This is a genomic window from Streptomyces sp. NPDC006193, assembly GCF_040613915.1.
In the GTDB taxonomy this organism is placed as follows: Bacteria; Actinomycetota; Actinomycetes; order Streptomycetales; family Streptomycetaceae; genus Streptomyces.
This window is the reverse complement of record NZ_JBEXTB010000007.1, coordinates 63,267-89,484: the sequence shown is the minus strand read 5'-3', so window position 1 is coordinate 89,484 and position 26,218 is coordinate 63,267. Positions and strand designations below refer to the sequence as shown.

General features: G+C 72.2%; 22 protein-coding genes and 1 pseudogene. 3 read left to right on the top strand and 20 right to left on the bottom strand.

What is annotated here, in order from left to right:
- Position 1: 1 nt before the first annotated feature.
- The 5 genes from rpsD to ABZ261_RS10370 all read right to left on the bottom strand — a co-directional run bounded on the left by rpsD (position 2) and on the right by ABZ261_RS10370 (position 5,378).
- Positions 2-616: a 30S ribosomal protein S4 gene (gene rpsD, locus ABZ261_RS10390; RefSeq protein WP_028423045.1), complete on the bottom strand. Its 615-nt coding sequence runs from the start codon at positions 614-616 to the stop codon at positions 2-4.
- A gap of 302 nt (positions 617-918) precedes the next feature.
- The gene (locus ABZ261_RS10385; RefSeq protein ID WP_356857392.1) at positions 919-2,274 is read right to left on the bottom strand and encodes a replication-associated recombination protein A; all 1,356 of its coding nucleotides are present in this window, start codon (positions 2,272-2,274) and stop codon (positions 919-921) included.
- A gap of 43 nt (positions 2,275-2,317) precedes the next feature.
- Entirely contained in the window at positions 2,318-2,974 is a 657-nt protein-coding gene (locus ABZ261_RS10380) for a vitamin K epoxide reductase family protein (protein WP_356857390.1), read from the bottom strand.
- Between the two features lie 420 nt (positions 2,975-3,394).
- Positions 3,395-4,657, bottom strand: coding sequence for a histidine--tRNA ligase (gene hisS / locus ABZ261_RS10375; protein ID WP_356857388.1), 1,263 nt, complete (start codon positions 4,655-4,657; stop codon positions 3,395-3,397).
- Positions 4,658-4,670: 13 nt separating this feature from the next.
- Positions 4,671-5,378, bottom strand: coding sequence for an MBL fold metallo-hydrolase (locus ABZ261_RS10370; protein ID WP_356857386.1), 708 nt, complete (start codon positions 5,376-5,378; stop codon positions 4,671-4,673).
- Between the two features lie 168 nt (positions 5,379-5,546).
- On the opposite strand from ABZ261_RS10370, the gene ABZ261_RS10365 reads away from it, so the two are divergent.
- A complete protein-coding gene (locus ABZ261_RS10365) occupies positions 5,547-6,380 on the top strand; it encodes a peptidylprolyl isomerase (RefSeq protein WP_356857384.1) in 834 nt (277 codons plus the stop codon).
- 144 nt (positions 6,381-6,524) lie between these two features.
- Positions 6,525-7,754, top strand: coding sequence for a DUF349 domain-containing protein (locus ABZ261_RS10360; protein WP_356857382.1), 1,230 nt, complete (start codon positions 6,525-6,527; stop codon positions 7,752-7,754).
- An 87-nt stretch (positions 7,755-7,841) separates the two neighbouring features.
- On the opposite strand, the gene ABZ261_RS10355 is transcribed toward ABZ261_RS10360, so the two are convergent.
- From ABZ261_RS10355 to pgsA, 15 genes and pseudogenes are all read right to left on the bottom strand, one after another.
- Positions 7,842-10,415, bottom strand: a complete 2,574-nt coding sequence (locus ABZ261_RS10355; RefSeq protein WP_356857380.1) for a RelA/SpoT family protein — start codon at positions 10,413-10,415, stop codon at positions 7,842-7,844.
- Between the two features lie 243 nt (positions 10,416-10,658).
- The gene (locus tag ABZ261_RS10350; protein WP_356857378.1) at positions 10,659-11,198 is read right to left on the bottom strand and encodes an adenine phosphoribosyltransferase; all 540 of its coding nucleotides are present in this window, start codon (positions 11,196-11,198) and stop codon (positions 10,659-10,661) included.
- Positions 11,195-12,304 carry a protein translocase subunit SecF gene (gene secF / locus ABZ261_RS10345; protein WP_356857376.1) on the bottom strand — a complete coding sequence of 370 codons (1,110 nt, stop codon included), beginning with the start codon at positions 12,302-12,304 and terminating at the stop codon, positions 11,195-11,197. The genes ABZ261_RS10350 and secF overlap by 4 nt, the downstream gene beginning before the upstream one ends.
- 3 nt (positions 12,305-12,307) lie before the next feature.
- Positions 12,308-14,098: a protein translocase subunit SecD gene (gene secD / locus ABZ261_RS10340; RefSeq protein WP_356857374.1), complete on the bottom strand. Its 1,791-nt coding sequence runs from the start codon at positions 14,096-14,098 to the stop codon at positions 12,308-12,310.
- A 143-nt stretch (positions 14,099-14,241) separates the two neighbouring features.
- Complete coding sequence (yajC, locus tag ABZ261_RS10335; RefSeq protein WP_356857372.1) at positions 14,242-14,784, bottom strand: preprotein translocase subunit YajC; 543 nt, start codon at positions 14,782-14,784, stop codon at positions 14,242-14,244.
- Positions 14,785-14,964: 180 nt separating this feature from the next.
- On the bottom strand, positions 14,965-16,068 hold the full coding sequence (gene ruvB, locus ABZ261_RS10330; RefSeq protein WP_356857370.1) for a Holliday junction branch migration DNA helicase RuvB: 1,104 nt from the start codon (positions 16,066-16,068) through the stop codon (positions 14,965-14,967).
- Between the two features lie 25 nt (positions 16,069-16,093).
- On the bottom strand, positions 16,094-16,699 hold the full coding sequence (gene ruvA / locus ABZ261_RS10325; protein WP_356857368.1) for a Holliday junction branch migration protein RuvA: 606 nt from the start codon (positions 16,697-16,699) through the stop codon (positions 16,094-16,096).
- Entirely contained in the window at positions 16,696-17,235 is a 540-nt protein-coding gene (gene ruvC / locus ABZ261_RS10320) for a crossover junction endodeoxyribonuclease RuvC (protein ID WP_356857366.1), read from the bottom strand. Before ruvC ends, ruvA begins: the two co-directional genes overlap by 4 nt.
- 131 nt (positions 17,236-17,366) lie before the next feature.
- Positions 17,367-18,119: a YebC/PmpR family DNA-binding transcriptional regulator gene (locus tag ABZ261_RS10315; RefSeq protein WP_356857364.1), complete on the bottom strand. Its 753-nt coding sequence runs from the start codon at positions 18,117-18,119 to the stop codon at positions 17,367-17,369.
- 65 nt (positions 18,120-18,184) lie between these two features.
- Positions 18,185-18,790 (bottom strand): pyridoxal 5'-phosphate synthase glutaminase subunit PdxT, encoded by a 606-nt coding sequence (pdxT, locus tag ABZ261_RS10310; RefSeq protein WP_356857363.1) that lies wholly within the window; start codon positions 18,788-18,790, stop codon positions 18,185-18,187.
- A 7-nt stretch (positions 18,791-18,797) separates the two neighbouring features.
- Complete coding sequence (gene pdxS / locus ABZ261_RS10305) at positions 18,798-19,703, bottom strand: pyridoxal 5'-phosphate synthase lyase subunit PdxS (protein ID WP_356857361.1); 906 nt, start codon at positions 19,701-19,703, stop codon at positions 18,798-18,800.
- 125 nt (positions 19,704-19,828) lie between these two features.
- Positions 19,829-20,371, bottom strand: a complete 543-nt coding sequence (locus tag ABZ261_RS10300) for a hypothetical protein (protein WP_356857359.1) — start codon at positions 20,369-20,371, stop codon at positions 19,829-19,831.
- Between the two features lie 415 nt (positions 20,372-20,786).
- Complete coding sequence (locus tag ABZ261_RS10295) at positions 20,787-21,950, bottom strand: glycosyltransferase family 4 protein (protein WP_356857357.1); 1,164 nt, start codon at positions 21,948-21,950, stop codon at positions 20,787-20,789.
- Positions 21,947-22,855, bottom strand: a complete 909-nt coding sequence (locus ABZ261_RS10290) for a phosphatidylinositol mannoside acyltransferase (protein ID WP_356857355.1) — start codon at positions 22,853-22,855, stop codon at positions 21,947-21,949. Before ABZ261_RS10290 ends, ABZ261_RS10295 begins: the two co-directional genes overlap by 4 nt.
- Positions 22,852-23,584: pseudogene (gene pgsA, locus ABZ261_RS10285) on the bottom strand (phosphatidylinositol phosphate synthase). The gene ABZ261_RS10290 and the pseudogene pgsA overlap by 4 nt, the downstream one beginning before the upstream one ends.
- A gap of 267 nt (positions 23,585-23,851) precedes the next feature.
- Between pgsA and ABZ261_RS10280 the strand changes: the two are divergent.
- Complete coding sequence (locus ABZ261_RS10280) at positions 23,852-26,053, top strand: elongation factor G-like protein EF-G2 (RefSeq protein WP_356857353.1); 2,202 nt, start codon at positions 23,852-23,854, stop codon at positions 26,051-26,053.
- Positions 26,054-26,218 lie beyond the last annotated feature (165 nt).

Here is a 26,218-nt window from a genome sequence, read left to right as displayed (position 1 = left end):
GTCAGCGGGCGTAGTACTCGACGACGAGCTGCTCGTCGCAGATCACCGGGATCTCCTTGCGGTTCGGCTCGCGGTCCAGGCGGAACGCCAGGGCCTTGAGGTTCACCTGCAGGTAGCGCGGGGTCTCGCCCTCGGGGGCGAAGCCGCCCTCACGGGCGATCTGGAAGAGCGTCTTGTCCTTGGAGCGGTCGCGGACCTGGACGACGTCGTCCGGGCGGACGCGGAAGGACGGCTTGTCGACCTTCTGGCCGTTGACCTGGATGTGGCCGTGGACGACCATCTGGCGGGCCTGGTAGATCGTGCGGGCGATGCCCGAACGCAGGACCAGCGCGTCGAGGCGGCGCTCCAGCTCGACGATCAGGGCCTCACCGGTCTTGCCCTGGACCTTGGACGCACGCTCGTAGGCGCGCACCAGCTGGCGCTCGGAGATGTCGTACTGAGCGCGCAGGCGCTGCTTCTCCAGCAGACGGACCTTGTAGTCCGAGTTCTGCTTGCGGCCGCGGCCGTGCTCACCCGGCGGGTAGGGGCGGGCCTCGAAGTACTTGACGGCCTTCGGGGTCAGCGCGATGCCGAGGGCACGCGACTTCTTGACCTTGGGGCGGGACTGGTTCGCCACTGTCTCTGTCTCATTTCGTAGTGTCGGCTCGTCAGGATTAGGGAGGTCGCATCCGCAGCCGGGAGAACCCGCCGGGTCCCTGGGGACCTGCCGGGCAGCCGTTTCCCTGGTCTGGGCACATACGTGCAGCACGCGAGTGGCCCACCGACCGTTTCCGGAACTCCGGGTGGTGGTGGGCTGCCCGCGACACCGTTCGACGGTGCGCGACGCTCCTGGAGCCGGTCCGCGCGGGACCGGACTCCGGCTGACGCTCCCGCTCTGACAGCACGGGACTCAGCACTCCGGGCGATTCTACAGGGTGCTCAGGACCGCTTTCGACCGAGGTGTTCGCGGGTCCACTCGACGGCGTCCGCGTAGCGGGCCTCGGCGCCGTGCCGGCTCGGCGTGTAGTACTCGCGGTCCTTCAGCGCGTCCGGGGCGTACTGCTGCCGGGCGATGCCCTCGGGCAGGTCGTGCGGGTACACGTAGCCCTGGGCGTGGCCGAGCGCGGCGGCGCCCTTGTAGTGGCCGTCGCGCAGGTGGGGCGGCACCGGGCCGGCCAGGCCCTTGCGCACGTCCTCCAGGGCGGCGCCGATCGCGGTGGTCGCGGAGTTGGACTTGGGGGCGAGGGCGAGGGCGATGGTGGCGTGGCTGAGGGTGAGCGCGGCCTCCGGGAAGCCGATCATGGCGACGGCCTGGGCGGCGGCCACCGCGATGGGCAGCGCGTGCGGGTCCGCCAGGCCGATGTCCTCGCTCGCGGAGATCATCAGACGGCGGGCGATGAACCGGGGGTCCTCGCCGGCCTCGATCATGCGGGCCAGGTAGTGCAGGGCCGCGTCGACGTCGGAGCCGCGGATGGACTTGATCAGAGCGCTGGCGACGTCGTAGTGCTGGTCGCCGTCGCGGTCGTACTTCACGGCGGCGCGGTCGACGGTCTGCTCCAGCGTCCGCAGGCTGATCTCGCTCTCGCCCTGGTCGAGGGCCGACCCGGCGGCGGCCTCCAGGGCGGTCAGGGCGCGGCGGGCGTCGCCGCCGGCGATCCGCAGCAGGTGCTCCTCGGTGTCCTCGGGGAGGCCGACGGCGCCCTTCAGGCCGCGCTCGTCGGCGAGCGCCCGCCGGAGCAGGCCGCGGATGTCGTCGTCGGTGAGCGGTTCCAGGGTCAGCAGGAGGGAGCGGGACAGCAGCGGGGAGATCACCGAGAAGTACGGGTTCTCCGTGGTGGCCGCGATCAGGGTGACCCAGCGGTTCTCCACGGCCGGCAGCAGGGAGTCCTGCTGGGCCTTGCTGAAGCGGTGGATCTCGTCCAGGAAGAGGACGGTCTCCTTGCCGAAGCCGCCGGTGGCGCGGCGGGCGCCGTCGATGACCGCGCGGACCTCCTTGACGCCCGCGGTGATCGCGGACAGTTCCACGAACCGCTTGTCGGTCGCCTTCGACACCACGTACGCCAGGGTCGTCTTGCCGGTGCCGGGCGGGCCCCACAGGATCACCGAGGACGGTCCGGCCGGTCCGCCGGAGCCCTCGCCGACCAGCCGGCGCAGGGGCGATCCGGGCTTCAGCAGATGCCGCTGGCCGACGACCTCGTCGAGAGTGCGCGGGCGCATGCGCACGGCCAGGGGGCTGCCCGCCGGGTCCTTCTCCTGGCGTTCTTCTGCTGCGGCGGTGAAGAGGTCGGGTTCCACGCTGAAACCCTAGAACACGGCACCGACAGTCCGGCCGGGACCGTCAGCCGGTCCAGAAGTCCCACCAGCGGGTGAGGACCAGCATGCCGATGACGCCGGTGTGCAGGACCGGCAGCACCCAGGTGAACTCCGCGAAGAAGGACTTCAGCGCGCGCGGGGCCGGAAGGAAGCCGTTGCGGACGTTGAACGAGGTCACGTACCAGAACATGGTGAGGGTGGCAACCCAGGCCAGCGAGCACCACAGGCACAGCGCGTTGATCCGGTACAGGGACTGGAACTGCAGCCAGGTGCAGAAGCCGACGCCGAACAGCGTGCCGGAGTTGAAGGTCAGCCAGTACCAGCGCGGGAAGCGGGCGCGGGCCAGCAGGCTCATGCCGACGCAGACGACGATGCCGTAGCAGACGAGGCCCAGCATCGGGTTGGGGAAGCCGAAGGCGGCGGCCTGCTTGCTCTCCATGACGCTGCCGCAGGAGACGACCGGGTTGAGGCTGCAGCCGGGGGTGAAGGACTTCCCGGCGACCTTGGCCTCGAGGATCTTGAACTTGTCGATCGTGATGACCCAGGCGGCCAGCAGTCCGGCCGCGCCGGTGATCACCAGCAGCAGGGCGAGGGCGCGGCTGCCGCCCGCGGCGCGCGGGGCGTCGGCGGCGCGCTCGGGACCGGGGTCCGTGGAGACGTCGTTGACTGTCGTCTTGCTCATCACGCCGATTCCGTCGCTTGAGGGGTGGACCTTCTTCGGGCACGGGTCATTCTGCCGCACGGCCGGGTACGCGTACCGTCCGCTGCGCACAAGGAGATACGCACCGGCGCCGCCGACCGTTCGGATCCGGCCGGTCCCGGGGGGCGGCCCGGCGCACGCGCGCGAACGCGCGGCAGCGCGGGGCCGCCGGGACCGCGCCGCGCTCGCTCGTCTCGCCGCGGACGCGGCCGCGGGCACGTGCGCGGGGAGTGCCTGCGGGGATGGCGTGAAGACGCCGCCCGGCGGGATGAACCGGCGCCCGCGAGGTTGACGGCCGCCCGCGGCACGGCACTTCGGGGCGCGGATGTGCCGCGGGTGCGCGCGCCGGAGCGGCACGGAGGGCGCCGGTGTCCCGCCGGCGCCCTCCGCGTGCCCCGTGCGTCAGCCGAGCCGCGACTCGAGCTCCGCCACGATCTCGTTCACGCCGATCGCCGTCTGCTCGCCGGTCTGCATGTCCTTGAGCTGGACGACGCCCTCGGCGAGGTCGCGCTCGCCGGCGACGATCGCGTACCGGGCGCCCGAGCGGTTGGCGTTCTTCATGGCGCCCTTCAGCCCCTTGCCGCCGTAGGAGAAGTCCGCCGCGATGCCGACCTTGCGCAGTTCGGTGACCTTGGCGAACAGCAGGCGGCGGGCCTCCTCGCCGAGCGGCACCGCGAAGACGCTGGTGGAGGTGGGCAGGTCCAGCCGCACTCCCTCGGCCTGCAGGGCGAGGACCGTGCGGTCGACGCCCAGGGCCCAGCCGACGGACGGCAGCGCGGGGCCGCCGATCATCTCGGACAGGCCGTCGTAGCGCCCGCCGCCGCCCACCGCGGACTGGGAGCCCAGTCCGTCGTGCACGAACTCGAAGGTGGTGCGCGTGTAGTAGTCCAGGCCGCGCACCAGCTTCGGGTCGTCCTCGAAGGCCACGCCCGCCGCCGTGATCAGCTCGCGGACCTCCTCGTGGTACGTCTTGCAGGCGTCGCAGAGGTAGTCGCGGAGCAGCGGGGCGCCGGCGAGCTGCTTCTGGACCGACTCGCGCTTGTCGTCGAGGACGCGCAGCGGGTTGATCTCCGCGCGGCGCAGCGTGTCCTCGTCCAGGTCCAGGCCGCGCAGGAAGTCCTGGAGGGCGGTCCGGTAGACCGGGCGGCACTCCTTGTCGCCCAGCGAGTTCAGCAGGATGCGGAAGTCGCGCAGGCCCAGCGAGCGGTACGCCTGGTCGGCCAGGATGATCAGCTCGGCGTCGAGCGCCGGGTCCTCCGCGCCGATCGCCTCGGCGCCGACCTGGGAGAAGTGCCGGTAGCGGCCCTTCTGGGGGCGCTCGTAGCGGTAGTACGAGCCGGAGTACCAGAGCTTGACCGGGAGGTTGCCCGCCTTGTGCAGGTTGGCCTCCAGGGCCGCGCGGAGCACGGACGCGGTGCCCTCGGGGCGCAGGGCCAGCCTGTCGCCGCCCTTGGTCTCGAAGGCGTACATCTCCTTGGTCACGATGTCGGTGGACTCGCCGACGCCGCGGGCGAACAGTTCGACGTTCTCGAAGCCGGGGGTCTCGATGTAGCCGTAGCCCGAGGTGCGCAGCGGGGCGGCGATCGCCTCCCGGACCGCCAGGTACGTGGCCGAGTCCGGCGGGATCAGGTCGTAGGTTCCCTTGGGGGCCTTGAAGGTGCTCACGGAAGGTCTCTCGTCACATTCCTCGTCGGGGAGCCTCGAAGGCTTCCTGGCCGGCGGCCACCTGCCGCAGGTAGGGGTTGGCGGCGCGTTCCCGGCCGATGGTCGTCTGGGGGCCGTGGCCGGACAGCACCACGGTGGAGTCGTCGAGCGGCAGGCACACGCGGGCCAGCGACTCGAGCATGTCCTCCATGGATCCGCCCGGCAGGTCGGTGCGTCCGATGGAGCCGGCGAACAGCAGATCCCCGGAGAAGAACACCGGCGGGACGTCGGCGGTCCCGGGCATCCGGAAGGTCACCGACCCCTTGGTATGGCCCGGCGCGTGCGCGACGGAGAACTCCAGCCCGGCCAGCTCCAGCGCCGTGCCGTCGGCCAGCTCCCGGACGTCGTCCGGCTCGCCGACGGTCAGCTCGCCCATCAGCGGCATGCCGATGGACCGGCCCAGCGCCTTCTCGGGGTCGCTCATCATGTACCGGTCCTCGGGGTGGATCCAGGCCGGCACGTCGTGCGCCCCGCAGACGGGGACGACCGAGGCCACGTGGTCGATGTGGCCGTGGGTGAGGACGACGGCGACGGGCTTGAGCCGATGCTTCCTCAGTGCCTCCTCGACGCCGTCGGCGGCCTGGTGGCCGGGGTCGATGATCACGCACTCCTCACCGGCGGCGGGGGCGACGAGATAGCAGTTCGTCCCCCAGGCCCCGGCGGGGAACCCGGCAATGAGCACGATCGTCCTTCGTTGTGTCGGTTGCGGGCGGCTTCAGCTGCAGTCAGAGCCTACCGGCGCTGCCGTTTCCTCAGCGAACCCATATACGGTACGGGGCTACACGCAGCGGTCGGCTCACGAGGACGCACACGTACCGCCGACACACGACACGCATGAGGAGAGAACCCGGTGGTCAGCCAGGAGCAGCGGCGGCGTCAGCTCGCCCGGGAGAAGTTCTTGCGGCAGCAGCAGCGGCGCACCGAGGCGCGGCGCAAGGCCCGCCTGCGCAACTCCGTGATCGCGTCGGTACTGGGCGTGGTCGTGATCGGCAGTGTCGCGCTGTACACGACCGGGGCGCTGAAGGACGACGACGACAGGAAGACGAACGCGGGCGCCGAGGTGACGCCGAGCGCCACGCCGACCAGCAAGGCCCCGGACCCGTGCCGGAAGCCGGCACCCGGCTCGGTGAAGAAGCTGAGCTGGAAGAAGGAGCCGGCGATGACGATCGACACGTCGGCGCGGTACACGATGAAGCTCGCGACGACGTGCGGCGACATCGACATCGATCTGAAGGCGTCGGCGGCGCCGCACACGGTGAACTCGTTCGACTTCCTGGCCGGCAAGGGCTACTTCGACCACACGAAGTGCCACCGGCTCACCCCCGAGGGGATCTTCGTGCTGCAGTGCGGCGACCCCAAGGGCACCGGCACGGGCGGGCCGGGCTACACCATCCCGGACGAGAACCTGAAGGACAAGAGCCTCAAGGGCAACACGTACCCGGCGGGCACGGTGGCGATGGCCAACACCGGGCAGAAGCACACCGGCGGCAGCCAGTTCTTCCTCGTCTACAAGGACAGCCCCCTGCCGCCCAGCTACACCCCGTTCGGCACGGTGTCCGAGACGGGCATGAAGGTGCTGAAGAAGATCGCGGCGGCCGGCGCCCAGGCGGCCGACCCGAGCACCGGGAACACCGCTCCGAACGCCACCGTGGTGATCGACAGGGCGACCGTGACGAAGTCCTGACGGAGATGACGGTCGACTGCCCAATTTCGGTCGCGCTGGATGCGGACAGGCCACCTGCCGGTCGCCTATGTTGGCCGTGACGAAACTGTGGACGATGCCCGGGGGCGCTGAGGCCCCCCGCAGGCATCATGTGGAGGAGGCGCTGTGAGCAGCGACCCGTGGGGCCGCGTCGACGAGACGGGGACCGTGTACGTGCGTACGGCCGACGGCGAGAAGGTCGTCGGCTCCTGGGCGGCTGGCTCCCCCGAGGAGGCGCTTGCCTACTTCGAGCGCAAGTACGAGGGCCTGGTTGTCGAGATCGGCCTCCTCGAGAAGCGAGTGCAGACCACCGACCTGTCGGCGAAGGACGCCCACACCGCCATCGGCCACCTGCGCGAGCAGGTGGACGCGCACCACGCGGTCGGTGACCTGGACGCCCTGCGCAAGCGGCTCGACAAGCTGGCGGAGACCGTCGAGGCGCGCCGTGAGGAGCGCAAGGCGCAGCGGGCCAGGCAGTCCGACGAGGCCCGCAAGGCCAAGGAGGCGCTGGTCGCGGAGGCGGAGGAGCTGGCGCAGTCCGACCAGTGGCGGGTGGCCGGTGAGCGGCTGCGGGCGCTGGTGGACACCTGGAAGGGCCTGCCGCGGCTGGACCGCAAGTCCGACGACGAGCTGTGGCACCGCTTCTCGCACGCCCGGTCGGCGTTCTCCAAGCGCCGCAAGGCGCACTTCGCGCAGCTGGACGCGCAGCGCGAGGAGGCCCGCCGGACCAAGGAGCGGCTGGTCGCCGAGGCGGAGGCGCTGTCGGGCTCGACGGACTGGGGTCCGACGGCGGCCCGCTACCGCGAGCTGATGGCGGAGTGGAAGGCCGCGGGCCGCGCCCAGCGCGAGCACGAGGACGACCTGTGGAACCGCTTCCGCGGCGCCCAGGACGTGTTCTTCGCGGCCCGCAGCTCGGTGTTCGCCGAGCGGGACGCGGAGCAGGCGGAGAACCTGAAGCTGAAGGAGGAGCTGGCCGAGGAGGCCGAGAAGCTCCTGCCGATCCAGGACCTGAAGGCCGCCCGGGCCGCCTTCCGCTCGATCAACGAGCGCTGGGAGTCCGTCGGTCACGTCCCGCGGGACGCGCGGCCGAAGGTCGAGGGCCGGATGCACGCCGTCGAGCGGGCGCTCCAGGAGGCCGAGGAGGCCGAGTGGCGCCGCACCAACCCGGAGGCACGCGCGCGTGCCGAGGGTCTGACCGGCCAGCTGCAGGCCGCCGTGGACAAGCTGACGGCGCAGATCGAGCAGGCGCGCGCCCAGGGCAACAACGCGCGGGCCGAGAAGCTGGAGCGTGAGCTGGAGGGCCGCCAGGCGCTCCTGGACCAGGCCCTGAAGGGTCTGCAGGAGTTCGGCGGATGATCCCGCGCTGCTGACGCGGAAGGGCCCTGTACGCGCGTACAGGGCCCTTTCCCGTCGGCCGGCCGGCGTTTCGTGGCCGGCCGGGCGTCATGACCTGCTGCGTCCCGACGTCACGCGGTACACGTCGTACACGCCCTCCACGCCCCGTACGGCCTTCAGGACGTGGCCGAGGTGCTTGGGATCGCCCATCTCGAAGGTGAACCGGGAGGTCGCCACCCGGTCGCGGGAGGTCTGCACGGCCGCGGACAGGATGTTGACGTGCTGGTCGGACAGGACGCGGGTGACGTCCGACAGCAGCCGGGAGCGGTCCAGCGCCTCGACCTGGATGGCGACGAGGAACACCGAGGACTGGGTGGGGGCCCACTCGACGTCGAGGATGCGCTCCGGCTCGCGGGACAGCGAGTCGACGTTGACGCAGTCGCTGCGGTGAACCGATACGCCACTGCCGCGCGTGACGAATCCGATGATCGGGTCGCCGGGCACCGGGGTGCAGCAGCGGGCCAGCTTGACCCACACGTCCTCGACGCCCTTGACGACGACGCCGGGGTCGGCGCTGGTGCGGCGCTTGCGGCCGCGTCCGCGGGTCGGCGGGACCGTCTCGTCGATCTCCTCGGTGGCGGCCTCCTCCCCGCCGAGCGCCTGGACGAGCTTCTGGACGATGTTCTGCGCGGAGACGTGGCCCTCGCCGATCGCCGCGTAGAGCGCGGAGATGTCCGAGTAGCGCATCTCGTGCGCGAGCGTGACGAGGGAGTCGCCGGTCAGGATGCGCTGGATCGGCAGGTTCTGCTTGCGCATCGCCCGCACGATGGCGTCCTTGCCCTGCTCGATCGCCTCGTCGCGGCGCTCCTTGGAGAACCAGGCCCGGATCTTGTTGCGGGCCCGGGGCGACTTGACGAAGCCGAGCCAGTCGCGGGACGGGCCGGCGCCGGGCGCCTTGGAGGTGAAGACCTCCACCAGGTCGCCGTTGTCCAGGGTGGACTCGAGCGGTACGAGGCGGCCGTTGACCCGCGCTCCTATGGTGCGGTGGCCGACCTCGGTGTGGACGGCGTACGCGAAGTCCACCGGGGTCGCGCCGGCCGGGAGCGCGATGACGTCGCCCTTGGGCGTGAAGACGAAGACCTCGTTGCGGGACAGGTCGAAGCGCAGGGACTCGAGGAACTCGCTGGGGTCCTCGGTCTCCTTCTGCCAGTCCAGCAGTTGCCTGAGCCACGCCATGTCGTTGATGGCGTCCTTGTCCTTGCCGGACGCCTTCGGCACGTCGGTGCGGACCTTGGAGGCGCCGGCGACGGCCTCCTGCTTGTACTTCCAGTGCGCGGCGATGCCGTACTCGGCGCGGCGGTGCATGTCGAACGTGCGGATCTGGAGTTCGACCGGCTTGCCGTTGGGCCCGATGACCGTCGTGTGCAGCGACTGGTACATGTTGAACTTGGGCATCGCGATGTAGTCCTTGAACCGGCCGGGGACCGGGTTCCACCGCGCGTGCACGGTGCCGAGGGCGGCGTAGCAGTCGCGCACGGTGTCGACGAGGACGCGGATGCCCACCAGGTCGTAGATCTCCGCGAAGTCACGGCCGCGGACGATCATCTTCTGGTAGACGCTGTAGTAGTGCTTCGGACGGCCGGTGACGGTCGCCTTGATGCGGGCGGCGCGCAGGTCGGCCTGGACCTCGTCGGTCACTATGGCCAGGTACTCGTCCCGTTTCGGCGCCCGCTCGGCCACCAGCCGGACGATCTCGTCGTACATCTTGGGGTAGAGGATCGCGAACGCGAGGTCCTCCAGCTCCCACTTGATGGTGTTCATGCCGAGCCGGTGGGCGAGCGGCGCGTAGATCTCCAGCGTCTCGCGCGCCTTCTTCTCCTGCTTCTCGCGCTTGAGGTAGCGCATGGTGCGCATGTTGTGCAGCCGGTCGGCGAGCTTGATGACCAGGACGCGCGGGTCCTTGGCCATGGCGACGACCATCTTGCGCACGGTCTCGGCCTGCGCGGCCTCGCCGAACTTGACCTTGTCCAGCTTGGTGACGCCGTCGACGAGCAGGGCGACGGTGTCGCCGAAGTCGCGGCGCAGCTGGTCGAGGCCGTACTCGGTGTCCTCGACGGTATCGTGCAGCAGGCCGGCCATCAGCGTGGCCGGATCCATGCCCAGCTCGGCCAGGATGGTGGTGACGGCGAGCGGGTGCGTGATGTACGGGTCGCCGCTCTTGCGCTTCTGGCCGCGGTGCCAGCGCTCGGCGACCTGGTAGGCGCGCTCGATCTGGCGGAGCGTGGAGTTCTCGATCTTGGGGTCGTTGCTGCGCACTATCCGCAGCAGCGGCTCCAGGACCGGGTTGTACGGGTTGGCGCGCTGGACGCCGAGCCGGGCGAGACGGGCGCGGACGCGGTTGGACGAGCCGGTGCGGGCCGGGGGCGCCGCGGGCTGGCGCACGACGGGCGGCTGCGCCGGTCGCTCGGGCGACGGGGACGCCCCCGTCCGGGCGGAGCCGGCGGCGGGGGACGGCTTGGGACGGGAGGCCTCGGCGCTCTTCTCGACGGGCGCGGACTGGGCGTGCTCGCCCGCCCCGCGGGTGTCGTTCTTCACCTGGGCGGTGTGCGGCGCGGGTTTCGCCGCGGACCCCGAGGCGGACTCGGGCTTGGCGGCGGTCAGTGGCTGGGCCTCGTCTGGCAAGAGGACTCCTCGTGCGCGATCCGGGTCCCCCGGTCAGGCTCCGGAAACCCCATGGTAGCCATCCTGCGCCCGGTCATCGCCCCCAGGCGGCTGTGAGGACCGTCCACCCGCGCCACGCACCGGACTCCCGCGGGATTCCGGCCGGCGTCCGCGACGCGTTGCGCGGACGCCGGTGGCCGCCCGCACACCGCGACGGCCGCCGCGGGGCGGGTGCCCCGGGGCGGCCGTCGGCGTGCGGGCCGGTCAGACGCTGAGCAGCGCCTCCACCGGCGCCCCGCGCAGGGCGGGCTCCAGGCGGGCGCGGCCGCCGAGGAAGCCCAGCTCCATCAGCACGGCGATCCCGGAGACCTCGGCGCCGGCGCGGTGGATGAGCTGGACGGCGGCCTCGGCGGTGCCGCCGGTGGCCAGGACGTCGTCCACGATGAGCACGCGGTCGCCGGCGGCCAGGTCCTCGGCGTGCACCTCGATCTCCGCCGAGCCGTACTCCAGGTCGTAGGCCTGGCGCAGGGTGGCTCCCGGCAGCTTGCCCGCCTTGCGGACGGGGATGAAGCCGAGGCCGGCGCGGACGGCGACGGGGGCGGCGAGGATGAAGCCCCGCGCCTCCAGGCCGACGACCTTGGTGGCGCCGGTGCCGGCGGCGATCTCGGCGAGGGCGTCGGTGAGCGCCGTGAAGGCCGCCGGGTCGGCCAGGAGCGGGGTGATGTCCTTGAACATCACCCCGGGCTCCGGGTAGTCGGCGACGTCACGGATGCGGCTGAGCAGCAGCTCCTGGATCCCGGTCATCGGCGCTTCCCCGAGGTCCGGCCGCGGCCCCGGCCGCGGGTCGCGGCCTGGCCCCGCGGTCCCACCACCGCGGGCGCGGCGTCGTCGGCGTCGTGCCCGGCGACGGGACGGGACTCCACCGGGTCCTCGTCGGCGGCGGCCTGGGCGCGCTTGGCCAGCACCCGCTTGGTGAGGGCCTTCATCGCCGGCTCGCGCTCCTTGAGGTCGGCGACGAGCGGCGTGGCGATGAAGATCGAGGAGTAGGCGCCGGCCGCGAGGCCGACGAACAGCGACAGCGAGATGTCGTTGAGGGTGCCCGCGCCGAGGAAGCCGCCGCCGATGAACAGCAGACCGGCGACCGGCAGCAGGGCGACGACGGTGGTGTTGATCGAGCGGACCAGGGTGCCGTTGATGGACCGGTTGGCGATCTCGCTGTAGGTCCAGCGGGTCTGCCGGGTGATGTCCTTCGTCTGCTCCTTGAGGCTGTCGAAGACGACGACCGTGTCGTAGAGCGAGTAACCGAGGATGGTCAGCAGACCGATGACGGTGCCGGGCGTGACCTCGAAGCCGACCAGGGCGTAGATGCCGGTCGTGATGGTGATGTCGTGGATCAGCGCGACGAGCGCCGCGAGGGCCATGCGCCACTCGAAGGCGATCGCCAGGTAGATCACGACGAGCACCATGAAGATCGCCAGGCCCTCCCAGGCCTTGTTGGCGATCTGCTCGCCCCAGCTCGGGCCGACCAGGTCGGCGGCGAGCCGCTCGGGGTCGAGGTCCAGATCCTTGGCCAGCTCCTGCTTGATCCGGTCGGACTGGTCGGTGTCGATGCCGGCGATCTGGATGCGCAGGCTGCCGTTGCCGAGCTTCTGCACGATCGCCTCGTGGCCGGAGGACCGCTGGGCGTACTCCTCCGCCTGGGCCACCGACGTGCTCATCTTCGTCGGCGTGGTGAAGACGGCGCCGCCCTGGAACTCGATGCCCATGTTCAGGCCGCGCACCGCCAGGCCGACGATGGCCGTGATGGTGATCAGGATGGAGACGCCGTACCAGATCTTGCGCTTGCCGACGAAGTCGTAGGAGATCTCGCCGCGGTGCAGTCGAGCGCCGAGGTTGCCGAGTTTCGACATCGCTCACGCCTCCTTCGGGTCGGCAGGGCCGGCGAGGGGACCGGCGGGACGGCGGGTGCGGCGCAGCGGCGGCTTGGCACCCAGGCTCTTCGGGTCGAGTCCGGACCACTTGTGGCCGTCGGCGAAGAACGCGCGGCGGGCCAGGAGCGTCATCAGCGGCTTGGTGAACAGGAAGACGACGACCACGTCGAGCAGGGTGGTCAGGCCGAGCGTGAAGGCGAAGCCCTGCACCTTGCCGACGGTGACGATGAACAGCACGGCGGCGGCGAGGAACGACACGAAGTCCGAGACCAGGATGGTGCGCCGGGCGCGGGGCCAGGCCCGCTCGACGGCGGGGCGCAGGGTGCGGCCCTCGCGGATCTCGTCGCGGATGCGTTCGAAGTACACGATGAAGGAGTCCGCGGTGATGCCGATGGCCACGATGGCACCGCAGACGGCCGGGAGGTTCAGCGCGAAGCCGATGGCCGGGCCGAGCAGCGACATGATGACGTAGGTGAGGACCGCGGAGACCACCAGGGACGCCATGGCCACCAGCGACAGGCCGCGGTAGTAGATCACCAGGTACAGCACCACGAGGGCGAGACCGATGGCGCCGGCCAGCAGACCGGCGTGCAGCTGCTCACCGCCGAGCGCGGCGGTGACGGTGGTGACGGACTCCTCCCGGAAGGAGAGCGGCAGGGCGCCGTACGACAGCATGTTGGCCAGGCTCTGCGCCTCGTCCTGCTTGAAGCTGCCGGAGATCTCCGCCTGGCCGCCGGTGATGGCGGTCTGCACGTACGGGCTGGAGACGACCTCGCCGTCCAGGACGATGCCGAACTCGTTCTGCGGGGGCTGGTTCTTGGCCAGCGTGCCGGTGATGTCCGCGAACTTCTTGGCGCCCTTGCCGGTGAAGGTCATCTGGACCTGCCAGCCGGAGGCGCCCTGGGTGTCGAAGACGGCCTGGGCCTTCTTCACCTCGGTGCCGTCCACGGCGGCCGGGCCGAGCAGGTACTTGTACCAGGCCCCGTCGATCTCGCCGCAGGCCACGGTGGTCTCGCCGGGCTTGGCGTTCTTGCCGGCCTCGGCGCGGTCGGTCGGCTTGGTGCAGTCCAGGGCGGCGTATCGGGCCTGGAGCTTGGCGTCGGCGCCGGACCCGCTGCCGGCGGAGGCGGAGGGGGTGGCCGACGGCTTGCCGCTGCCGGAGGCGGAGCCGCTCGGCGAGGGGGTGGCGTCGGCCTTCAGCCCGTCGGTGACGGCGCGGCCCTGGGAGGTGGCCGTGGCCGTGGGCGACCCGGAGCCGGACGAGGACGCCTTCTGCTTCGACGAGGCGCTCGCGGAGGGGCTCGCGCCCGGCTTCGGCGAGGAGCTGCCGCCGGTGGACGCGCTCGGCGACGGGCTCTTCGCGGCGGCGCCGCTCGGCTCGCTGGCGAGGACCGGGCGGAAGTACAGCTTGGCGGTGGTGCCGACCTGCTCCTGGGCCTCCTTGGAGTTGGTGCCCTTGGGGATGTTGACGATGATGTTGTCGGTCCCCTGGGTCTGCACCTCCGCCTCGGAGACGCCCAGGCCGTTGACACGGCGGTTCATGATGTCGACCGCGGTGTCCATGTTGGCCTTGTTGATCGCGGACCCCTGGTCGGCCTTCGCCTTGAGCGTGATGCTCGTACCGCCGGCGAGGTCGATGCCGAGACGCGGAGTGGTGTGCCCTGAGGCGAACATCCCTCCGGTCAGCGCCACGATGGCGATCAGGATGAGGGCCAGCGAGCGCCCCGGCTTGCTCGGGGCGCTCGCGCTTCGGCCCCTCTTAGGTGCTGCCACCTTCTCGTACTCCCTCTCGGGCCGCCCCGCGCCCGGTCGGCGCGGTCGGCCATGACATGGTGTCGGGATCCCGTGCGAAACGGACGCGCCCGGGGTGCGCGGGGCGGTCCTGGTGGCGCCGCCGCGCGCGTCCCGGGGCGTGACTACTTCGCGTCGGAGTCGCCGTCGGTCTTCTTCGGCTCGTCGTCCGCCCTGGCCTCGGCCGCGTCGGCCCGGTCCTCGGCGGCCCGGATCGCGTCCGCGCCGCGCTCGGCCGCGTCCTTCTTACCGAGGTCGATCCTGTCGTCGATCTTGTCGTCGGAGGCGGCGGCAGCGGCGGGGGTCCCGTCGGTCTCGGTCTCGGTCTCGGTGAGGGAGGACGCGTCGTCCGGGACGACGTCGGCGTCGGACTTCAGGTCGTGCTCGATGCCGTGGACGATGCGGTTGTACTCGTCGTCGGTGAGGACGGCGCCGATGGCGTTCTTCGCGAAGAGGAGCTCCACGCCCGGTCCGGCGTCGAGGAGGACCGTGTCCTCGTTGACCTCCTTGACCGTCGCGTACATGCCCCCGATCGTGCGGACGCCGGAGCCGGGCTGCATCTGGTTCCGCATCTCGGCGGCCTGCTGCTGCTTCTTCTTGGCCGAGCGCGTCATCAGGAACATGGCCGCGATGAGCACGATGAAGGGGAGGAGGGTATAGGCATTCACGGGACGGGGTTTCCTTCGCGCGACCGCGACGGAGAGCGGCCTTGTGTAATGGGGGTGTTGGTCGGCGCCGCCCGCGAAGGCGGCATCGGCGGAGTCTAAGCGAGTCCGCGCGCATGGAACAACGCTCAGCATGGCACCTGGGTTCCTGCTCCGGCCAATGCCCTGGCCGTCGCGCCGCCATCACGCCCCGAACAGGTCCTGTTGTCCGGTTCCCGCGGCGCCTCCGGGAACCGAAGGGGGCGGGGTGAGACCGAGGTGCGCCCAGGCGGCGGGGGTGGCGACCCGGCCGCGCGGAGTGCGGGCGAGCAGGCCCTCCCGGACCAGGAAGGGCTCCGCGACCTCCTCCACGGTCTCCCGCTCCTCCCCCACCGCGACGGCGAGGGTGGACAGACCGACCGGGCCGCCGCCGAACAGCTTGAGCAGGGCCTGGAGCACGGCGCGGTCGAGCCGGTCGAGGCCGCGGGCGTCGACCTCGTACACGGCGAGGGCGGCCGCGGCGATCTCGCGGGTGATCACGCCGTCGGCCTTGACCTGCGCGTAGTCGCGGACGCGGCGCAGCAGGCGGTTGGCGATGCGGGGCGTGCCGCGGGAGCGGCCCGCGATCTCGGCGGCGCCGTCCGGCTCGATCTCGACGTCCAGCAGGTGCGCCGAGCGGTGCACCACGCGCTGCAGTTCGTGCGGCCCGTAGAACTCCATGTGCGCGGTGAAGCCGAAGCGGTCGCGCAGCGGGGGCGGCAGCAGGCCCGCGCGGGTGGTGGCGCCGACCAGGGTGAAGGGGGGCAGCTCCAGGGGGATCGCGGTGGCGCCGGGGCCCTTGCCGACGATGACGTCGACGCGGAAGTCCTCCATCGCCATGTACAGCATCTCCTCGGCGGGCCGGGACATGCGGTGGATCTCGTCCAGGAAGAGGACCTCGCCCTCCTGGAGGGAGGAGAGGATCGCGGCGAGGTCGCCGGCGTGCTGGATGGCGGGGCCGGAGGTGATGCGGATGGGCGCGCCCATCTCGGCTGCGATGATCATGGACAGGGTCGTCTTGCCGAGGCCGGGCGCCCCGGACAGCAGCACGTGGTCGGCGGTGGCGCCGCGCGCGCGGGCGGCGCGGAGCACCAGGTCGAGCTGTTCGCGGACCTTCTCCTGCCCGATGAACTCACCGAGGTCCTTGGGGCGCAGGGCGGCCTCGACGGCCTGGTCCTCGCGGTCGGCGACGGAGTCCACCAGCCGTTCCGCGGCGGGCCCGCCCAGCCGGTCGGAGGCGGGGGTGCCGGTCGTGTCGTCCCAGTTCATGTGTCTGCCTTACGACTGTCCCGCCTCAGCGGGCTCGGTTCAGGGTCTGCAGGGCGGCTTTCAGCAGCGAGCCGATCTGCGGGGCGCCGCCGGCCGCCTCGGCCTGCGGCGCCACGGCGGCGACCGCCTCGTCGGCCTCGCGGGCGGCGTAGCCGAGACCGATCAGGGCCGCGTGCAGCTGGTCGCGCCAGCCCTGGGCGGCCGGGGCGCCGGCCGCGGGAGCGCCGGCGGGCTCGCCGAGCCGGTCCTTCAGTTCCAGCAGCAGTTTCTGGGCGCCCTTCCTGCCGATGCCGGGGACGGCCGTGAGGGCCTTCTCGTCACCGGTGGCGACCGCGCGGCGCAGCGCGTCGGGGGTGTGCACGGCGAGCATGGCCTGCGCGAGCCGCGGGCCGACGCCGCTGGCGGTCTGCAGCAGCTGGAAGACCTGGCGCTCGTCGTCGTCGGCGAAGCCGTACAGGGTCAGGGAGTCCTCACGGACGACGAGGGAGGTGTGCAGCGTGGCCGGGCGGCCGACGCGCAGTGTCGACAGCGTGTTCGGCGTGCACTGGACGGCCATGCCGACGCCGCCGACCTCGACGACCGCGGCGTCCGGGGCGAGAGCGGCGACCGTGCCGCTGACGAAGGCGATCATGCCCTACGGCCTTTCGTTGCGTGTGCGGTGTGCAGGGCGACGGCCTGCTGGAGCCGGTTCTGGGCGGGGGCGCGCCAGATGTGGCAGATGGCGAGCGCGAGGGCGTCGGCCGCGTCGGCGGGGCGGGGCGGCGCCGACAGCCGGAGCAGCCGGGTGACCATCGCGCCGACCTGCGCCTTGTCCGCGCGGCCGCTGCCGGTGACGGCGGCCTTGACCTCGCTGGGGGTGTGCAGGGCGACGGGAATGCCGCGGCGGGCGGCGCACAGCATCGCGACGGCGCTGGCCTGGGCGGTGCCCATCACGGTGCGGACGTTGTGCTGGCTGAAGACGCGCTCGACGGCGACGAACTCGGGCCGGTGCTCGTCCAGCCACTGCTCGATGCCCTGCTCGACGCCGAGCAGGCGGTGGCCGAGTTCGGCGTCCGCGGGCGTCCGCACGACCCCGACGCCGAGCATGGTGAGCGGGCGCCCCGCGACCCCCTCGACGACGCCGACACCGCACCGGGTCAGCCCGGGGTCCACCCCCAGTACGCGCACGCGTGCCCTCCCCTTCCGACGGACTGTTCGTGCAGGCTATCGGGTGCCACCGACAACGCCTCGCACCGTCGCCCGGCACAGCGACGGGCCGGCGGGTCGTCCCGCCGGCCCGTGGGGGCACGCCGCGTGTGCTACGCGTCCACCTTCGCCATGACCTCGTCGCTCACGTCGAAGTTCGCGAAGACGTTCTGCACGTCGTCGCTGTCCTCGAGCGCGTCGATGAGCTTGAAGATCTTCTTCGCGCCCTCTTCGTCCAGCTCGACCTGCATGGTCGGGACGAAGTTGGCCTCGGCGGACTCGTAGTCGATGCCGGCTTCCTGCAGGGCGGTGCGCACCGCGACCAGGTCGCCCGGCTCGCTGATCACCTCGTAGTTCTCGCCGAGGTCGTTGACCTCCTCCGCGCCCGCGTCCAGGACGGCGCCGAGCACGTCGTCCTCGGTGAGCTCGCCCTTGGGGACGATGACGACGCCCTTGCGGTTGAACAGGTACGACACGGAGCCGGGGTCGGCCATGGACCCGCCGTTGCGGGTCATGGCGACGCGGACCTCGGACGCGGCGCGGTTGCGGTTGTCGGTGAGGCACTCGATGAGCACGGCGACGCCGTTCGGTCCGTAGCCCTCGTACATGATCGTCTCGTAGTCGGCGCCGCCGGCCTCCAGGCCCGCGCCGCGCTTGACCGCGGAGTCGATGTTCTTGTTCGGGACCGAGCTCTTCTTCGCCTTCTGGATGGCGTCGTACAGCGTCGGGTTGCCGTCGGGGTCGGCGCCGCCCATGCGGGCCGCGACCTCGATGTTCTTGATCAGCTTCGCGAAGAGCTTGCCGCGCTTGGCGTCGATGACGGCCTTCTTGTGCTTCGTCGTGGCCCATTTAGAGTGGCCGGACATCTGCCTGTCTCCTTCGCGTAACCCATCCCTGTACGAACGCCGAGAATCCTACAAGGACTCCCCTGTCACTCAGGTGACCGGTGCGCGCGCACCATGTCCACGAACAGGGAGTGCACACGGTGGTCGCCGGTCAGCTCCGGGTGGAACGACGTGGCGAGCGCGTTGCCCTGGCGGACGGCGACGATGTGTCCGTCGTGCCGGGCGAGCACCTCGGCCGCGGCGCCCACGGACTCCACCCAGGGGGCGCGGATGAAGACGCCCTCCACCGGATCGCCCGCGATGCCCGCGACGTCGACCGCGGCCTCGAACGACTCGTTCTGCCGGCCGAAGGCGTTGCGGCGCACGATCATGTCGATGCCGCCGACGGTCTCCTGGCCCGAGCGCGGGTCGAGGATCTTCTCGGCGAGCATGATCATGCCGGCGCAGGTGCCGTAGACCGGCATGCCGTCGCGCACGCGTGCGCGCAGGGGTTCCATCACTCCGAAGAGGAGGGCCAGTTTGGAGATGGTGGTGGACTCGCCGCCGGGGAGGACCAGGCCGTCGACCTCGGCGAGCTCCTCGGGGCGCCGCACCGGCCTGGCCACGGCGTCGGCCGCGGCCAGGGCGATGAGGTGCTCCCGCACGTCGCCCTGGAGCGCCAGGACGCCGATGACAGGGGCTTCGCTGCTCATGCGGTGATCACCAGCCGCGGTTGGCGTAGCGCTCGGACTCGGGGAGGATGTCGCAGTTGATGCCGACCATGGCCTCGCCGAGGTTGCGGGACGCGTCCGCGATGATCTTCGGGTCGTCGTAGAACGTGGTGGCCTTCACGATGGCCGCGGCCCGCTTGGCCGGGTCGCCGGACTTGAAGATGCCGGAGCCGACGAACACGCCCTCGGCGCCGAGCTGGCGCATCAGGGCCGCGTCGGCCGGGGTGGCGACGCCGCCGGCGGAGAAGAGGACCACCGGGAGCTTGCCCAGCTCGGCGACCTCCTTGACCAGCTCGTACGGGGCGCGCAGCTCCTTGGCGGCGGCGTACAGCTCGTGGTTGTCCAGGCCGCGCAGGCGGGCGATGTCGTTCTTGATCTGGCGCAGGTGGCGGACCGCCTCGACGACGTTGCCGGTGCCGGCCTCGCCCTTGGAGCGGATCATCGCGGCGCCCTCGGCGATGCGGCGCAGGGCCTCGCCCAGGTTGGTGGCGCCGCACACGAACGGGGTGGTGAAGGCCCACTTGTCGGAGTGGTTCACCTCGTCGGCCGGGGTGAGGACCTCGGACTCGTCGATGTAGTCGACGCCGAGCGACTGCAGGACCTGGGCCTCGACGAAGTGGCCGATGCGGGACTTGGCCATGACCGGGATGGAGACCGCGTCGATGATGCCCTCGATCATGTCCGGGTCGGACATACGGGCCACGCCGCCGTCCTTGCGGATGTCGGCCGGGACCCGCTCGAGGGCCATGACGGCGACGGCGCCCGCGTCCTCGGCGATCTTCGCCTGCTCCGGCGTGACGACGTCCATGATCACGCCGCCCTTGAGCTGCTCGGCCATACCGCGCTTCACGCGGGCGGTGCCGGTCTCGGGAGCCTGGTTCTCGATGGTGGACACGGGTGACCTCACTGAAGGGAAAGAGGGGTTGTGCACCGACGAGGAAACGCGAACGGACCAGGCCACAGCAAGGGCCAATGGCAAGCCGGTGGATCCTTTTCCGGCCGCGGAAGGGCCCGGGGGGGTCAGGAGACCCGTTCCACCAGGGCCGCGGGCGGCTCGTCGTCCATCTCGAAGGCCAGCGGGAACGGCGCGTGCCCGGCCAGCCGGAACCAGCGGACCTTGCGGTGCTCGCGCAGCCGGCGCGCGGCCCCCACGGTGTCGTTGTGGAAGCGGCGGGCCATCGGCACCCGGCGCACGGCCTCGGCCAGCTCACGGGCCGCTTCCTCGCCGCCCGGCGCCTCCCGCACAGCCTCCACCTGGGCCGGCTCCCCGAAGACCGCCCGCAGTGCCTGGCTCAGCTCGCTCTCGGCGACCTCCCGGTGGTCCTCCTCGGCCTGCCGGGCGGCGTGCGCGGCCTCGTACAGCACGATCGAGGCGGCCGGGTCCAGCACGCCCGAGGTCGCCAGTTCCTGGGCCACGGAGGCCCGCCGCAGCAGCTGGGCGTCGAGCGCGGCGCGGGCGGCGTCCATCCGCACGTGCAGCCGGTCCAGCCGCCCGGCCGTCCAGCTCAGGTACACGCCGGTCGCGACGAGTGCGACGAGGATCCAGATGAGGGTTGCGGTCACGCCGGAAGGCTATCGGTGCCGCCACGGACCCTCCGCGGCAGTCCCGCCCCGGCCCGGCGCTCCGGCCTCCGGTCCCGGCCCCCCGGCCGCCCGGACCCGCGGGGGCCGGTCCGGGGTCTCGTGCCGGGCCCTGACCCACCGGACCACCCCTGGAAGGCCCAGGAGCGCCCCTTGGGCCCCGGACCCGCGGGAGGGCCCCCGGACCGGCCCCCGGCAGGCTGAACCAGAGAGGCCACGGACCGGCCACCGGCAGGCCCGGACCAGAGAGGCCACAGACCCGCCCCCGGCAGGCCCGGACCAGAGAGGCCCGGACCAGGGAGGCCACAGACCGGCCCGGGGAGGCCCGGACCACCCGCGGCGGCCCCCGGCCCCGCCGCCCCGCGGGGCCGGCCGCCGCCGCGTCCGCGGCCCCGCGTCAGTCGCGGGCCAGGCCGAAGCGGGCCCGCAGGCCCGTGGCCCTCTCGTCCGCGCCGACCGCAGCCGCGCCCGCCGTCACCGTCTCGTAGACGGACAGGATGTCCGCGCCGACCGTGGACCAGTCGAACCGCCGCACATGGGCGCTGCCGCGGGCGCGCAGCTCGGCCCGGCGCGCCGGGTCCTCCAGCAGGCGCACGGCCGCCTCGGCCAGCGCGTCCGCGTCCTCGTTGGCGAAGACCTCGCCGGCGGCCCCCTTGTCGAGGACCTGCACGAAGGCGTCCAGGTCGGAGGCGAGGACGGGGGCGCCCGCGGACATCGCCTCGACGAGGATGATGCCGAAGCTCTCCCCGCCGGTGTTGGGCGCGACGTACAGGTCGACGCTGCGCAGCAGGCGGGCCTTGTCCTCGTCGCTGATCATGCCGAGGAACTCCACGCGGGGGCGCAGCTCCCTCGGCAGCTCCTCCACCGCGGCCTTCTCGTCGCCTCGGCCCGCGACCAGCAACCGCGTCGCCGGCCGGGCCGCCAGTATCTTCGGCAGGGCCCTGATCAGCACGGGCAGGCCCTTGCGGGGCTCGTCGATCCGGCCGATGAAGCCGATGGTGTCGCCCTGCCACTCCGGTCTCGGCTCGGCCTTCGCGAAGAAGTCCACGTCGACGCCGTTGGGGATGACGACCGCGTCCCCGCCCAGGTGCTCGACCAGCGTCCGGCGGGCGTACTCGCTCACGGCGATCCGCGCGCTGATCTTCTCCAGGGCTGCCTGCAGGATCGCGTACGCGGCGATCATCGCGCGCGAGCGCGGGTTGGAGGTGTGGAAGGTGGCCACGATCGGGCCGGACGCCGCCCAGCAGGTCAGCAGGCCCAGCGAGGGCGAGGCCGGCTCGTGGATGTGGACGACGTCGAAGGCGCCCTCGTGCAGCCAGCGCCGCACCCGCGCGGCCGACAGGAACCCGAAGTTCAGCCGGGCCACGGAGCCGTTGTACGGCACCGGCACCGCGCGGCCGGCCGGGACGACGTACGGCGGCAGCGGGGTGTCGTCGTCGGCCGGGGCGAGGACGGACACCTCGTGGCCGAGCCGGATGAAGTACTCGGCGAGGTCGCGGATGTGGAACTGGACGCCACCCGGCACGTCCCAGGAGTAGGGGCAGACGATGCCGATTCTCACGCGGGTCCCTTCGCGGGGTCGAGGTCGGCGAGCCACAGGCGCTGCAGCATGTGCCAGTCCTGCGGGTGCTCGGCGATTCCGCCGGCGAAGGCATCGGCCAGCGCCTGGGTCATGACGGACGTCTTCTCGGCGCGCGTGCCCGACGCCGGTACCTCGACCGGGGGATGCACGCGGCCCCGCATGACGGGCGAGTCGTCGTACCAGAGGGTGACGGGCAGCAGCAGCGCGCCCGTGTGCTGGGCGAGCAGCGCCGGTCCCGCGGGCATGCGGGCCGCCTCGCCGAAGAACTGGACCTCGACGCCGGAGGCGGACAGGTCGCGGTCGGCGACCAGGCAGACCAGGCCGCCGTCGCGCAGCCTGCGGGCCAGGGTGCCGAAGGCGGAGCCGCCGCTGTGCGGCAGGACCTCCATGCCGAGTCCCTCGCGGTAGGCGACGAACCGGTCGTAGAGCGTCTCGGGCTTCAGCCGCTCGGCGACCGTCGTGAACGGCGTCTTCAGCGCGGTGGTGACCCAGGCGCCCGCCAGGTCCCAGTTGGCCAGGTGGGGCAGGGCGAGGACCACGCCCCGGCCCGCGGCCAGGCCGTCGGTCAGGTGGTGTATGTCCTGGGGCTCGAAGCCCGACCGCACGCGTTCGGCGCTCCAGGCCGGCAGCCGGAAGGACTCCATCCAGTAGCGCAGGTAGGAGCGCATGCCCGCGCGGGAGAGTTCGGCGAGCCGCTCGGGGCCGGCGCCGGGCACCACGCGCGCGTAGTTGGCCTCCAGGCGCCGCACGCCCTTGCCGCGCTGTTTCCAGGCGAGGTCGGCGATGGTGCGGCCGAGGCGCGCGGCGGCGGGTTCGGGGAGTTTCCTGACGGTGCTCCAGCCGAGGCCGTACAGGGCGTCGGTGAGCCGGTCGGCGGTGCTCACTTCGCCGCCTCGCTCCCCCGGGCCGTGTTCTCCCGGTCCGCGGCCGCCTCGGCCTCGGCGGACTCGCGGCGGACGGTGACGACCCGCTGGATCAGCGTGACGAGACTGCCGACGGCCACGATCCACAGGGCGGCCGGCAGGAGCCACTGGATGCCCGGCACACCGAACGTGTGCAGGCCCGCGAGTCCGGCCGCGACCAGCGAGACCACCAGCCGCTCGGCGCGCTCGACGAGCCCGTTGACGGCCACCGGCAGGCCGATCGACTCGCCGCGCGCCTTGGTGTACGACACCACCTGGCCGCTGGCCAGGCAGAAGATCGACACCGCGCACAGCACGTCGTCGTTCCCGTGGCCCGCGTACCAGAGCGCGAAGCCGCCGAAGATCGCGCCGTCGGCGACCCGGTCCAGCGTGGAGTCCAGGAAGGCGCCCCAGCGGCTGGAGCGGCCGAGCTGCCGGGCCATGTTGCCGTCGACCAGGTCGGAGAAGACGAACAGGGTGATCACGACCGTGCCCCAGAAGAACGCGCCCCGGGGGTAGAAGACCAGCGCACCCGCGACCACACCGGCGGTGCCCAGGAGCGTGACCGTGTCGGGGCTCACGCCCCGGCGGATGAGAAACGCGGCGAACGGCGTGAGGACACGCGTGAAGAATGCACGCGCGTACTTGTTCAGCATGGCCTTCCCGACGGTCGGTGTCGCCGCGGCCCCTGGTGGCCGTCGGCTGGCCCATCGTAGCCACGCGCGCAGGTGCGTGACCGGCGGGCACCCGCAGCCGCGCCGGGAAGCGGCGCACGCCGCCGCGCGCGGGGCGCGTGTGACGCGATCGGTGTCCCGTACGCACCCTTCGTGGCCGTTCGTATGGACGCGGCGTGACGGGAGTGGAAAGCTCGAAGGACCGCGGGCGTCGCCGGAGCCGCCAAGCCGGGGGTCCCCCTGCGCGGCAGGGTCCCGCGTGTCCGCGCCCACAGTGACCTCACCGTGCACGGGAGGCAGGACCATGGGCGACAAGGCACAGGCACACCACCCCGGGGCCGCCGGCAGGGCTCTGGCGGCCGACCGGCCCGCGTCCGTACGGAACGTGGTGCTGGTCGGCCACTCCGGTTCGGGGAAGACGACCCTGGTGGAGGCCCTCGCGCTGACCGCGGGGGCGGTGAACCGGGCGGGCCGCGTGGAGGACGGCGGCACCGTCTCCGACTACGACGACATCGAGCACCGCCAGCAGCGCTCGGTCCAGCTCTCCCTGGTGCCGGTGGAGTGGAACGGCATCAAGGTCAACCTCCTGGACACCCCCGGATACGCCGACTTCGTCGGTGAGCTGAGGGCCGGTCTGCGAGCCGCGGACGCGGCCCTCTTCGTCGTCTCGGCGGCGGACGGGGTCGACGGCTCGACGCGCATGGTCTGGGAGGAGTGCGCGGCCGTCGGCATGCCCCGCGCGATCGTGGTCACGCACCTGGAGTCCGCGCGCGGCAACTTCGAGGAGACCACCCGGACCTGCGCGGAGGCCTTCGGCGGCGACGACCCCGACGCCGTGCTGCCGCTGTACCTGCCGCTGCACGGCCCCGAGGGCCCCGACGGGCACGCGCCGGTGACCGGGCTGGTCGGGCTGCTGTCGCAGAAGCTGTTCGACTACTCGACCGGGGAGCGCAAGGAGTCCGAGCCGGACCGGGAGCAGCTGCCCGGCATCGAGGAGGCCCGCAACCGGCTCATCGAGGGGATCATCTCGGAGAGCGAGGACGAGACCCTCATGGACCGCTATCTGGGCGGCGAGCAGGTGGACGTCAAGACCCTGATCGAGGACCTGGAACGGGCGGTCGCCCGCGGCAGCTTCTTCCCGGTCCTGGCCGCCGCCCCCGCCGCCGAGGGCGCCCGGCAGGGCCTCGGCACGGTGGAACTGCTGGAGCTGGTCACCGGCGGCTTCCCGACCCCGTTCGAGCACCCCCTGCCCGGGGTCACCGGCATCGACGGCACACCGCGGGAGCTGAAGCCGTGCGACACGGACGGCCCGCTGGTCGCCGAGGTCGTCAAGACCTCCTCCGACCCCTATGTCGGCCGGATCTCGCTGGTGCGGGTCTTCTCCGGCACCCTGCGCCCCGACCAGACCGTGCACGTCTCCGGGCACGGCCTCGCCGACCGCGGCCACGAGGACCACGACGTGGACGAGAAGATCGGCGCCCTGTCGATGCCCTTCGGCCGGCAGCAGCGGCCGGTGACGCACGCCGTCGCCGGCGACCTGGTGTGCGTGGCCAAGCTGAGCCGCGCCGAGACCGGCGACACGCTCTCCGCCAAGGACGACCCGCTGCTGATGGAGCCCTGGCAGATGCCGGACCCGCTGCTGCCGGTCGCCATCCGGGCGCACAGCAAGGCCGACGAGGACAAGCTCTCCCAGGGCCTCGCCCGGCTGGTCGCCGAGGACCCGACCATGCGCCTGGAGCAGAACCAGGACACCCATCAGGTCGTCCTGTGGTGCCTGGGCGAGGCGCACGCCGACGTCGCCCTGGAACGGCTGCGCAGCCGCTACGGCGTCCAGGTCGACGTCGTGGCGCACCGGGTCTCCCTGCGGGAGACGTTCGCGACGAAGGCCGCCGGACGCGGCCGGCACGTCAAGCAGTCCGGCGGGCACGGCCAGTACGCGATCTGCGAGATCGAGGTGGAGCCCCTGCCGGGCGGCTCGGGCATCGAGTTCGTGGACCGGGTCGTGGGCGGCGCGGTGCCCCGCCAGTTCATCCCGTCCGTCGAGAAGGGCGTGCGGGCCCAGGCCGCGAAGGGGGTCGCGGCCGGTTACCCGCTCGTCGACGTGCGGGTCACGCTGGTGGACGGCAAGGCCCACTCGGTGGACTCCTCCGACGCCGCCTTCCAGACGGCGGGCGCGCTCGCGCTGCGGGAGGCCGCCGCGGACGCGAAGATCCACCTGCTGGAGCCGGTCGCCGAGGTCACCGTCCTGGTCGGCGACGACTACGTGGGCGCCGTGATGAGCGACCTCTCCGGCCGGCGCGGCCGGCTCCTCGGCACCGAACAGGTCGGCTCCGGGCGGACGTTGATCCGCGCCGAGGTCCCCGAGTTCGAGATCGGCCGGTACGCCGTCGATCTGCGCTCGCTGTCGCACGGCACCGCGCGCTTCGACCGGAGGTACGTCCGGCACGAGCCGATGCCGCCGCAGATCGCCGAACGCATCCGCGAGCAGTCGGGGGACGACGGGTAGCGCGCCGGGGCGCAAACCGGCGTGCGGGCGGGCGGCTTCGGCCGTCCGCCCCCGTGCCGCCGGTGCCGGCGGATACGCTGACGTCCTGATCACATCGTGCCGCAACCGGCCGGGAGTCGCCGGGAATCGGCACAGTGAGCGGTCCAAGAGGTGTGCGGGGCAGGG

What these genes read in the sequence shown, in the direction of transcription:
- secF (WP_356857376.1), bottom strand. Translation starts at nt 12,304, where the DNA reads ATGTCGAAACTCGGCAACCTCGGCGCTCGACTGCACCGCGGCGAGATC.
- pdxT (WP_356857363.1), bottom strand. Translation starts at nt 18,790, where the DNA reads ATGAGCAGCGAAGCCCCTGTCATCGGCGTCCTGGCGCTCCAGGGCGAC.
- ABZ261_RS10350 (WP_356857378.1), bottom strand. Translation starts at nt 11,198, where the DNA reads ATGACCGGGATCCAGGAGCTGCTGCTCAGCCGCATCCGTGACGTCGCC.
- ruvB (WP_356857370.1), bottom strand. Translation starts at nt 16,068, where the DNA reads ATGAACTGGGACGACACGACCGGCACCCCCGCCTCCGACCGGCTGGGC.
- ABZ261_RS10280 (WP_356857353.1), top strand. Translation starts at nt 23,852, where the DNA reads ATGGGCGACAAGGCACAGGCACACCACCCCGGGGCCGCCGGCAGGGCT.
- ABZ261_RS10315 (WP_356857364.1), bottom strand. Translation starts at nt 18,119, where the DNA reads ATGTCCGGCCACTCTAAATGGGCCACGACGAAGCACAAGAAGGCCGTC.
- ABZ261_RS10380 (WP_356857390.1), bottom strand. Translation starts at nt 2,974, where the DNA reads ATGAGCAAGACGACAGTCAACGACGTCTCCACGGACCCCGGTCCCGAG.
- ruvA (WP_356857368.1), bottom strand. Translation starts at nt 16,699, where the DNA reads ATGATCGCCTTCGTCAGCGGCACGGTCGCCGCTCTCGCCCCGGACGCC.